The following is a 12,121-nucleotide window of genomic DNA, read 5'->3' as shown; positions in this document are numbered from 1 at the left end:
GGTCTCCGCGACGGAGCTTCGCTCCTGCTCCGCCCGTGGATGACGAAGGTGGAGGGACCTCAGCCAATTTCCGGAGGTGCAGATCTCAAGCCTCCACTACCCAATCACCTCCAGCCGCCGCGGCAGCCGGTTCATCGCGACCGGCCCATCCGGCGTGATCAGGAACTGGTCCTCGAGGTTGAAGCTGGCGAGGCCGTCGATGTAGAGCGGGATCTCGAAGGCCAGCACCATGCCGGCCTCGATGACGACCTCGCTGCCGGCCGATATGAACGGCCATTGCTCGGAAAAGACCGACTGCCCGACGCCGTGGCCGAAGTGGCCGCGGCGGTAGGAGCGCAGGCCTTGGCGCGCCAGGCTGTCGGTGGCGACGCGGTGGACATGGGCAAGCGTGTTCCCGGGAACAAGCTCGGCCAGCCCATCGTCGAAGGCGCGCTCGGCAATAGCGTGCAGTTCGGCCTGATCAGCCGAAGGCGGGCCGAAGGTGAAGTTGCGCGACATGTCGGAGGCGTAGCCACCGACCGTACAGACCATGTCGCATTTCAGCGGATCGCCCGCCACGGCCCTGGCGTCGGCGCCCTTGGCCCGGGCGCCCAGCGTCACATATTCGGCCGTGATGACCGGGTGGGACAAGCCGGCCGCCGCCGTGGCTACGCCCTGCCGGTAGAGCGCGACGAGATCGCTCTGGCGCATCCCGGCCATGGCATCGACCTGCAGCCGCTCCAGGCCGGCTTCCGACAGGATGATGCCTTGCCGCAGCAGGTCGATCTCGCGCTGCGACTTGAGCGCGCGCAGCCGGTCCAGCACAAGCGAGCCGTCCACAACAGGGCTATCCGGCAGCAGCGCCTGGATGGCGGCAAAATCGGCGGCGGGAATGAAGTCGAGGTCGACGCCGAGCGTGGCGCGCTCCAGCCCGAAATCGGCGAGGATTGCCTGCAGCTGTCGCACCGAGCCGGCGAGGTCGAAGGTGGCGGGACGCGCGAAATCCGGCGCGCGGCCGGGCAAAGCCTGGCCAGCCTCGATACGCTCCGCCAGGGGCAGCCCGGCAGGCCCTGTCTCGACCGGCGCTGCTTCGATCCAGATCGGGTGCGAGCGCACGACCATCTCGGGCGCGGCGGTCCGCAGTTGCGTGGCATTGAAGTCGGCGACCACGACGCCGATCGGCAGGTCCTGCCTGGCCGGGACGACGACGAAGCCGGCGCCGGCGCGCCGGAACAGTCCGGCCGGACCGATCGAAGCGCCGGTCGCATAATGGAAGGCCTCGGGCGCTGAGAGCACCAGCGCGGCGATGCCGGCGCGTTGCATCAACTGCGTGGCGCGCTGCCGGTCGACAAAACCCGTCATGTGTTTCTCCGGATGTCCGAAGCGACAACGGAGCATCGCTGGTGCGGACAATCAAGACGGTTGCTCGTATTGACGCACTGATACCTTGAGTGCGGAGCGGAGACGCCCACGACTTCGTCATCCTAGAGCGGAGCAAGGAGCGCAGCGACGCAGCGCAGACCCTAGGATCCACGGTCCAGATTCTGCTCCGCTGCACCCGCCAGCACGGTCGCGGCATGGATCCTCGGGTCTCCGCGACGCCGCGCCGCGGCTGCTCCGCCCGTGGATGACGAAGGGATAGGATGTCGGCCACGGTTGCCGGCGACCCGCTACTTGATCGATTCCAGCTTGGTCAGGGCGGCGGTGAAGCCGGCCAGCGACACCGGGATGGTGACCGGCTTGCGGGTGACGGACTCCATGCCGATGTTCAGATTGGTTCCCGACTTCATCGCCTTGACGAGGTCCGGCGGCAGCGGCGTGGCGGCATAGGCGCCGTTCTGGTCGCTGGTCTGGATGGCGATGGTCGTCTTCTGTCCCTGGTCGATCTGGTAGCTGGCGCCGGACGGCAGGAAGAGGCCGTGCGGCAAGGCGAGCAGCATGGCGAGGCTGCCATTGCCGTTGTCGCGGCGAACGGTCACCGTAAGCACGCGCTGTCCTGTCTTCGCCTCGGTCAGGTTCTGCGACACCTGGCATTGAAGTTCGGAGCTCGCCGAGCCGCTGGAGCAGTTGACCGCCCAGGGATTGGCGTCGGCCGGCTTTGACTGGGCCGGTTGGGGCTTGGCGGCTTCCTCGGCAAGTGCGGGTCCGGCGCCCGACAGGATGAGCCACAGGGCACCAATACCTGCGGCCAAGCTCAAAGTATTAGCTACAGCTAAAACAACTCTCATGTTCTTTTAGGCCCCACCGGTATTTCCCGCAGTAGGGCTTGATACAACACTCCAATCCAGCCTGAAAGCCAGGAATCCACCGAAGCAAGCCGGCAAATCTACTGTGTCCATGTTGCCACAGAGTAGCACTTTGGTGGGCCACAACAGCAGTTTGATCATTGGGGACTCGCTATACAATAGAATTCCATTAAACATCGGCACGCGGGACGTGTAGTCCCAGAAGGACTCGCCAGGGATGGGAACTACCGAGAAGTCTCGGCAAGTTGGTGAGATGGCGGCGCGTGGGGAGGGGTTCCACATGCGCGCCGGTTATCGCCGTTCGAGCATAGCAAGGCAGCTCTGGAAGACGACGGCGCTTACGTCGCTGGCGCTGGCGCTCTCGGGCGTGGCCGCCTATGGCGACGATGCCGGGCTCTGGCAGCCGCAGGTCCGGGCCATCATCGGCGCCGACAACAATGGCGGCAACGCCGCGCTCGAAGGCTTCATCCCGATCAAGCAGAGCGCCGAATCGGTGCTGTTCCTGGATGTGCGGGCCAAGCACGATTTCAAGGACGCCTTCGGCCAGGATATCGGCCTCGGCATCCGCCGCATCGTCAACCCGGACCTGATGCTCGGCGGCTATGCCTATTTCAATGCCGAGAGCTACGGCGGCACGCAGTTCACCGGGGGCACGCTGGGCGTCGAGGCGATCACGCCGAATTTCGACGCGCATGTGAACGTCTTCGTGCCGATCAAGGGCGACTCGACCGACCACTCGACCAGCTCGACCCTGTCGATGGTCTCCAACCAGCTCATCGAGCAGATCTCGGTGCTCGACCATCGCGACTACGCGGCCTGGGGCATCGAGGGCGAGGTTGGGGCGAAGGTGCCGCTCAACCTGCCCGACAGGCATTCGCTGCGGCTGGACATTGGCGGCTACCATTTCGAGGATCCGCACGGTGATGACGGCGGCGTCACCGGCGCCAAGGCCGGCATCGAATATGAGATCGGCGATGTCTTCGGCACCGGAACGTCGCTGACCTTCACTGGCGAGGTGCGCAACGACAATCGCGACGACACCCAGTTCGCCGGCAGCGTGCGGCTGAACATCCCGTTCAATCCCGGCGGCGGCTCGGACAGCACCGCGGCCATCGGGGCGGATCCGGTCTATCCGGTCAGCGAAGGCTTGCGCAAGCGCGTCAACGAGCGGGTGCGCGGCGATATCGGCGTCCGCATCCAGAGCCAGGACAAGACCGGCGGCACGACGACCCGCGTCGCCATCAACGCCGCCACCAATGCCGCGTTCGGAAAGTTCTATTTCGCCGATGGCGGCCTGGCCGGCGCCGGCACGCAGGCCGACCCGACGACATTGGACGATGCCGTCACCAAGGCCGGCAACGGCGGCTTCGTCGTGGCGCTCGGCGGCAATGGCAATCTGACGACTGGCGGCGTGACGCTGGCCACGGGCCAGACGGTCATCGGCGGCGGCGAAAGCGTCACCGCGAAGCTTTTCGGCGGCGGCACCGCCACCTTCAACCTGGGCGGCAGCGATGGCACGATCCAGGGCACCAACGTCGCCAACCCCGTCATCACGCTGGGCAACGGCAACACGCTGAACGGCATCACCATCACCGGCGGCGGCGACGGCATTTTCGGCAACAACGCCACCAGCACGACGCTGACCAACGTCACGGTAACGGGCACCGGCGGCAATGGCGCCGACTTCACCGGCAATTCGACCAATGTCAGCGCGTCCAATTTCACCGCCACCGGCAACGGCCTCGACGGCCTGCATATCGAAGGCGACGGCACCTACAATTTCACCGGCACGACGCTGCTGTCGGGCAACCAGGACGACGGCCTCGATATTACGGGCAAGGGCACCTACAGCTTCGCCATCCTCAATGCCCAGGACAACCAGGATGCCGGCATAACGGTGAAGGGCACTGCCGTCGGCGGCAGCTTCACCACCACCGGCGGCCAAGTGACGGGCAACAAGGCCCTGGGCGACGACGGCGTCGGCATCTTCATCGACCCGATCACCGCGCATGTGGTGTTGGATTCAATCTCGCAGACCGGCGGCACATCAGGCGTGGTGCTCGACCATGTTTCGGGCAGCTTCACGGTCAACGGCGCCACCAAGATCTCCAACACGACGGGACCGGCGATCGCCATTTCCGATTCGCCAGCAACGATCCGCTTCGGCGACATCAACATCACGGGGCCCGGCGGCGACGGCATGTCGTTCAGCGGCGTCAACGCGGCGGTGGTTGCCGGCAACATCGTCATCTCCGGGCTCGGTCTCGGCCATGCCGGCCTCGACTTCTCCGGCAGCCAGACGACCTTCACGGCGCTCTCGGCCAACATCAGCGGATCGGGCGCCGGCTCGATCGGCATCGATCTCGCCGACACGACCGGCGGCGCTTCGATCATCATCACCAATGGCGGCACCATTTCGGGCGTCGACACGGGCGTGCGCCTGGGCATCGCCGGCTCGCTGGCCCACTCGGCCAATGCCCAATTCAGCTTCGGCGGCGGCTCGATCGCGGGCGTCACCGCCTCGCTCGACGCGCGTGGGCTGAACCAGACGCTCGGCCTCTACGCGTTCGGCTCGACGACGTTCAGCGGCCCGCAGCTGTTCGACGTCCAGAACGTGATCTTCGTCGGCGCGGCAGCCTCGGGTGCCGGCGACGGCTCCTCGCTTGCGGACCTGGCGTCGATCGGCACCGCCGACGGCATTACCGACGCCAACGCGATCTTCGTGCTGGTCAACGACGTCGGCAACACGCCGATCAATGCGTCGGGCGGCTTCTCGCTCAGCGACGACCAGACGCTGGCGTCCTTCGGCAATGGCCGCTCCTTCTCGCTCGGCGGCGTGCCGATCAACGTCACCGGGACCAACATCCAGCACGACCAAGTCGTTTCGGATCCCGGCACCGGGGCGGCGACGCTGACCAATTCGGGCGCCGGCGACGTCGTCACGCTGGGCAACGGCAACTCGCTGCTGGATTTCAACATTTCGGGCGGCAGCGGCGCGGCTATTGGTGGGACGGGCATTGCCGGTCTGACGGTCCAGGGTGTGTCGGTCGGCGGCGTTGCCACGGGCCTGTCGCTCGACAATTTCGGCGGCACCGGCACGTTCACCAATTTCGATATCACCAGCGCCGGCTCGGGCGTCAGCATCACCGGCGGCACCACCGGCACGCTGACTTTTGATGCCGCGAGCTCCATCACCGGCACGACCGGCGTGGCGTTCAACATCGATTCCTCGACACCGAACCTGACCTATAACGGCACGATCAACCAGACCGCTGCCGCGAGCGCGGTCAAGATCAACGCCATGAACGGCGGCTTCGCCAGGTTCGGCGGCAAGATCACCGCCAGCACCGGCGCGGCCAACGCCATCGACCTGACCGGCAATGTCGGCGGCGCGATTGCTTTCGTCGGCGGTCTCGATCTGACAGCCGATGGCGGCTTTGCCTTCAGCGCCGTCAATGGCGGCAATCTGACGGTGTACGGGGCAAGCAATACCGTGGCGACCGGCCTGGGGCCGGACGAGAAGGGCATCCAGATCGCCGGCATGACGATCGGCCTGGCCGGAGTGAACTTCTCCAGCGTCACCGTGGATGGCTCGGGCGGCGGCGTTTCGACCGGCATCGCCATTTCCAACACCAGCGGCGGCAACGTCAACTTCGGTGGCGTCGACCTGTATCGCATCAGCGGCGTCGCCATCAGTCTCGACAATGTCGCCAGCGGCAGATACACCTTCCAGGGCACGACCAAGGTCGACACCGTGGTGGGTGGAGGCTCCGGCTTCCTGGTTCAGAACAGCGCCGCGACCGTCGGCGTCAGCAACCTCGTAACGACGAATATCGCCGGCGCCGATGCCAGCCTGACCAACAACACCGGCACGATCGACATTGGCGGCACCATCACCAATTCCGGCACGGGCGATGGCGTCGTCGTCTCCGGCGGAAGCGCGGCGATCACGATCGGCGCGACCATCAACAGCTCGGCGACAGCGCCCGGCACGGCCGTCAGGGTCGACGGCATCACCGGCGGCTCGGTCGCCTTCACCGGTCCGGTCACCTCAACCGGCGCGGGCAACCTGTTCGCCATCGGCTCGACCACCGCGCCGACGGGTGGCACGATCAGCTTCACCGACTCGGCGCTGACCGCCAGCGGCGGCGGTGGCGCGATCATCGCAGGCTTGGGCGCGGCCGCGACCTTCAACGCCACGTCCCCAATTTCGATCACCAACGCGGTCGGCAACGGCCTGTCGGTCTCCAATGTCGCCGGCAGCGCCACCTTCGGCGCGGTCACCGTGTCGGGTGCAACCGGCAATGGCATCGACATTTCAGGCAATTCCGGTTCGGTGACTTTCGGCACCACCAATGTGACGCTGGGCTCGGCGGCCAACACCGCCGGCATCAACTTCGGCAGCACCAACGCCGATGTCAGCTTCGGCACCACCAGTGTGACGATGGGCGCCGGCGCCAACCAGACGGCAATCGACTTCAGCGGCTCGTCGACGACGGCCGATTTCGGCGTGACCACCATCACCGGCACCGGCGAGGCCACCTCGCGCGGCATCGACCTGTCATCGACGACGGGCAACAAGACCATCACCTTCCTGCGCGGCTCAAGCATCAGCGACGTCCATATCGGCGTCGATTTGTCGTCCGGCCTCAGCACGCTGACTTCGGCCAACGCCAATTTCACCTTCGGCGACGGCACTTCATCCGACGGGCTGCAATCCTCGATCAGCGCGGCGGCCGGCGGCTACACCGTCAACACGGTCGGGCTCGACCCGACGCTCGGCAATTATGATTTCGACGACGTGTTCTTCACCGGCAGCGCCAATCTGCCCTCGGCGGTCGGCGCGGTGACGATGGTCTCGCAGTCGGGCGGCGTTATCGCCGTCGGCACGTACGGCCTCAGCCAGTCGGTGACCACGATTTCGCTTGCCGACGCCGATCTCATGACCGGCACGCAGACCTTCGCCTTCGTCGGCACCGTCGATCTCAGCGCAACGCCGTTCACGCTCGATTCCGGCCAGTCGATCACCGGCTTCGGCAACAGCAACGTCATCGCCGTATCCGGCACCTTCCAGCAGGTGAACGTGCAGGGCAATCTCGGCGCCACCGGCGGCAACGTTACCGGCGACGAGGGCGTCGTCACCGGCACCGCGGACGCCATGCATCTGCTCGGCAGCAATCAGGTACGCAACACCGCTTTCGACTTCACTGGCGCCAGCGGCTCGGTCTTCCTGATCGACCAGAGTGCGGCCGGCTTCGACAACACCGGCGGCATCACGATCCAGGGCGTCACGGTCAGCAATGTCGCCGTTGGCCAGACGGCGTTCAAGGTCGACGGCCTCACCAGCAACGTCTCGATCATCGACAACAACATCAACGTCGCCGGGACGCTGCTCGACGCCGATGGCGGCGACGGCAACATCACGCTGACGCGCGGCAACCTGCCCAATGGCGGGCCGGCCGGCACGCTGACCGGCGGCGGCGTCTCGATCGTCAACCGCACCGGCGGCCTTGTCGATTTCACCGACAAGGCGACCATCGGCGGCAATGGCGTATCGCTGGCCAACAACAGCGGCGCGGGAATCACCTTCGCCGATCTGGACGTTTCCACCAATGGAACGACGGCCTTCACCGCCACCGGCGGCGGCACGATCACGGTCGACGCGGGAACGATCAATGCCACGGGCGCGCAAGCGGCGTCGCTCGACAGCATCACGGCCGACATTCATTTCACGTCCACCAGCGCGACGTTCAGCGCCGGCAGCGGCATCGACCTGCAGAACCTGGCCGGCACGGCCGCTTTCGGCACCGGCACGCTGACCAATACCGGCACCGGCACGGCCTTCAATATAGGCTCGGCGACCAATGCCAGCGGCGGCAACGCCACCGTCTCCTATGGCGGCACCATCGCCAGCAACGGCACCGGTGCGGCGGTCTCGATCCAGGAGCTGACAGGCGGCTCGGTGACGCTGTCGGGCAATCTGACCGACGGCCTTGCGGGCGCTGGCGGCAACATCCTCATTGCCGGCAATGATTCGGCCACGATCACCTTCTCGGGCACCACCAAGCAGATCAGCTCGGGCGCGACCGACGGCGTCAACATCGGCTTCCCCGGTGGATACCCGTCCGGCACGCCGAGCCCCAACACGAACTCCGCCATCAACTTCACCACTGGCGGCCTGGACATAACGACGACAGGCGGCATGGGCTTCGCCGCGCTTGGCGATTTCACTTCAGGCTCCGTCACGGTCACCGGCAGCGGCAACAAGATCAATTCCGGCGCGGACGGGTTGGTGGTGTTCGGCGCCAATGTCGGCGCTGACGGCATTACTTTTGACAGCATCGCGGCGGTATCGACAGACGCCGGCGTGTTGCTGCAGGCCGCCGTCCTTAACGGCGATGTCAACATCGGCGGGCTCAGGGACACCGGCTACGCGGGCGCCTCGCTGTCCGGCCTAACTGGTACCGGGGCGGTCAATTTCACAGGAGACATAGATCTCGACGTCAGCTTCAGAGGATTCGACATTGGCGGCCCACAGGTCGGCACCATAAATATCGCCAATGTCGCCGGATCCACGCTGACCATCGATGGGGGTGAGGGCGGCATCGTCACGACCGGCCTGCAGAGCGGGATCATCAATGTCGGCGGCAATGGGGGCGTTGCCAGCATCGGCGCGACGACAAGCACCACCGGTTCGGCCATCGCCCTCGATGGCGGCAACGATCTCGTCCACGCGACGCTGAACTACAACGGCTCGATCAAGGTCACCGCCGGCAGCGTTGTTCAAGCTGTGGCCGATTGGAGCGAGCTCAATTTGAGCGGTTCGGTCGTTTCGACCACGGACGCGGCGGCGGCGGGGACGGCGGCCTTCACCTTCACCGGCAACGCCAACGGCGCCTACAACATTTCAAGCACGATCAATCATGCCGGCAAGGGCATCGGCGTGCTGTTTGACGGATCGTCCGAGGGAACGGCCACCTTCTCCGGCACGTCCAAGATCTTCAACACCAGCAGCGGCGCCAACCGCGCCATCGTCAAGGCCCCCAGCATCGGCCCGGGCGAAGGCACGGGCACGCTGGCCTTCACCGGTGGCAACCTCAAGATCACCACCTCGAGCGGCGCCGGCTTCACCGCCAGCACCACCGGCCCGGGCACGGTCAGCGTCGGCGGCACCGGCAACGCCATCACCACGACGACCGGCACCGCGCTCAACCTGGACGGCGCGACGGTCGGCCCGGATGGTGTCACCTTCGACAGCGTCTCGGTCAACGGGGCGGCGACCGGCATTGCGCTGAACAATGTTTCCGGCGGCACCGTCAGCCTTGGCGCCGCGAATTTGCTGGGCATCACCTCGCATGGCGTCGATATCTCCGGCACGCTCGGCTCGACGCTGAATTTCACCAGCCTGAACGTCGGGCTCGGCGCGGCGAACGCGATCGGCCTCGACCTCAACGGCGCCGCCCTCGGCACCAGCACCGTCACGGCCGGCGATTTCGACGTCGACGGCGGCAGCGCCGCCGGCACGATCGGCATCGACATGGCCGACACGACCGGCACCGGCACGATCCAGCTCGGCGACACGACCAACAACAACCCAGCCGGCCAGACCTCGAAAATCGCGAATGTCGGCTATGGCGTCCAGTTCTCCAGCGCCACCAACGCCAAGCTGGTCTTCGGCGACGGGGCAGGTCCGGCCGAATCTTCGATCGCCACCACCGGCGGTCAGGTCATTCACGCCACCAACACTTTGCCGACAGCGGGCGACTACAATTTCAACGATGTCAATTTCACCGGCGACACTTCGAACCTGTCGGCGATCAGCGTCTACTATGTCACCGCCGACGCCAGCGCTCTCGGCGACGGTAGCCTGCTCAATCCAGGCACCTATGCGAACGCCCAGAATTCCACGGCCAATGTCATCGTGCTGATCGACAAGAACGGCACCGGCAGCCAGGAGACGATCGACCTGAGCGGCACCTCGTTCCAACTCGACGACGGACAGGTGCTGCTAGCCTTCAAGAGCGGCGATGCGGCCGTCGATGTCTCGCAGCTCGGCGTCGACACCAGCAGTGGCGCATCGGGGGTTTTCCATTTCACGACGGTGCAGAACTCACCGATTATCTCGGCGCCGAGCGGCATCGATACGCTGCGGCCGATCCTGCAGAGCAACACCGCCACCTCGGTGGTCAATTTCGCGACGACCGGCACCGGCGTCCTCACCGGCGGCATCGAGAACCTGATCATCCGCAACACCGGCAGCGGCACCGGCGTCTCGGGCAGCGTGGCGAGCGCCTCCAGCTTCTTCCTCAGGAACAACGACATCGCCGCCGGGGGCAGGGCGCTCGACTTCACCACCAGCGGCGCGCCGGCTGCCGACAGGCTTCTGCTTTCGATCGACGGCAATACGCTGCAGTCGACAGGGACCGCGCTTGCCGCCAATTTCCTCGGCCAGAGCGTCAGCGCCACTCAGAATACGATCGCGATCCGGTCGTTTGCCAACAATACGGTCATCGGCGGCACCGGCGGCGGCATTGCTTTTAACGGTGCCACTTTCGACTCGACGGGCGGCGGCGGCACCGTCAGCGCGGGCACCCTCACCGTCGGCACAACCGGTGCGCGCGTGCAGGGCGACGGCCTCAACCTGCTCAACACCAGCGGCACGCTCGATCTTGGCACCTTCAGCATTGCCAACAATGGCGGCACGGGCCTGCTGGTCAACGAAAAGGGTGGCACGACCTTCACGTTGAACAGCTCGGGCGGCTCGGTCGACACCACGAACGGCACTGCCATCAATCTCGACCCGCTGACGGTCCACATGACGCTCGGCAGCGTCACCGCCACCGGCGGCGCCAGCGGCATCATCTTCGACGGTGTTGCCGGCACCTTCACCATCACCGGCGCCACCAGCATCACCGGCACGACGAGCGCCGGCATCAACGCCATCAATACCAATACCGGCACGTTCAACTTCAACACGGTGACGGTCAACAACACGACCGGCGGCGGCATCGGCTGGGCCAGTGGCACGCTCAACGTCACCGGCCTCGCCAACATCGACACAACGAGCGGTGCCGGCATCACGCAGAGCGGCGGCACGACCGGCTTCGCCGGCGGCCTGACCGTCGACACCACCGCCGGCACCGCCCTCACCGGCACCGCCGGCACGATGGGCATCGCCGCCACCGTCGGCGCCGAGACGATAAATTCCACCGGCGCCCAGGCGATCAGCCTCTCGGGCGTCGCCGCCAACATCGCGCTCGATTCGACATCTTCGGGCGGCGGCTTCAACAATGTCAGCCTGACCAATGTCTCCGGTACGGTCGGCCTCGGCAGCGGAACCCTGACCGGTGCGACGAGCACTTCATTCGTGGTCTCCGGCGGCAGCGTGAACGCCATCTATGCCGGCAACATCACCCAGGCCAACAACGCCGGCATGATGAACGTCACCGGCGGCCATACCGGCACGCTGACCTTCAACACCGGCACGCTGTCGGCCACCAACGGCGTTGGCCTGCAGTTCTTCAATGCCGACGGCACCTACAATTTCAACGGCACGACGACGCTGAACGGCGGCCTCGCCGACATCGGCATTCTCGGCGGCTCGGACGGCACCTTCACCTTCGGCACCGGCACCACGATCACCGCCGTCGGCAATGTAGGCATCAGCGTGGGCGCCGGCGCATCCAACATCACCTATAGCGGCAACATCACCCAGGCCAACAACTTTGCCCTGGTCAACGTCGCCGGCGGCCATACCGGCACGCTGACGTTCCAGACCGGCACCCTGTCGGCCACCAATGGCACCGGCCTACAGTTCAACAATGCCGACGGCACCTACAATTTCAACGGCACGACGACGCTGAACGGCGGCCTCGCCGACATCGGCATTCTCGGCG

The 12,121-nt window shown here is 65.9% G+C and carries 3 protein-coding genes; 1 reads left to right on the top strand and 2 read right to left on the bottom strand.

Going from position 1 to position 12,121, the window contains the following annotated elements; translation table 11 throughout:
* Positions 1 to 96 precede the first annotated feature (96 nt).
* Both LB524_RS27905 and LB524_RS27900 read right to left on the bottom strand, forming a co-directional pair.
* Positions 97 to 1,341, bottom strand: a complete 1,245-nt coding sequence (locus tag LB524_RS27905; protein ID WP_140712155.1) for a M24 family metallopeptidase — start codon at positions 1,339 to 1,341, stop codon at positions 97 to 99.
* 308 nt (positions 1,342 to 1,649) lie between these two features.
* Positions 1,650 to 2,177 carry an invasion associated locus B family protein gene (locus tag LB524_RS27900; protein ID WP_224531571.1) on the bottom strand — a complete coding sequence of 176 codons (528 nt, stop codon included), beginning with the start codon at positions 2,175 to 2,177 and terminating at the stop codon, positions 1,650 to 1,652.
* A 328-nt stretch (positions 2,178 to 2,505) separates the two neighbouring features.
* Here LB524_RS27900 and LB524_RS27895 point away from each other — a divergent pair.
* The coding region (locus LB524_RS27895; protein WP_224531568.1) for a beta strand repeat-containing protein at positions 2,506 to 12,121 on the top strand (9,616 nt) is incomplete at its 3' end.

Source organism: Mesorhizobium sp. ESP6-5, assembly GCF_020164695.1.
In the GTDB taxonomy this organism is placed as follows: Bacteria; Pseudomonadota; Alphaproteobacteria; order Rhizobiales; family Rhizobiaceae; genus Mesorhizobium; species Mesorhizobium australicum.
This window is presented reverse-complemented; position numbering and strand designations above follow the sequence as displayed.

Excerpts from the sequence above, each read along its gene's own strand:
- LB524_RS27905 (WP_140712155.1), bottom strand. The coding sequence starts at position 1,341 with ATGACGGGTTTTGTCGACCGGCAGCGCGCCACGCAGTTGATGCAACGC.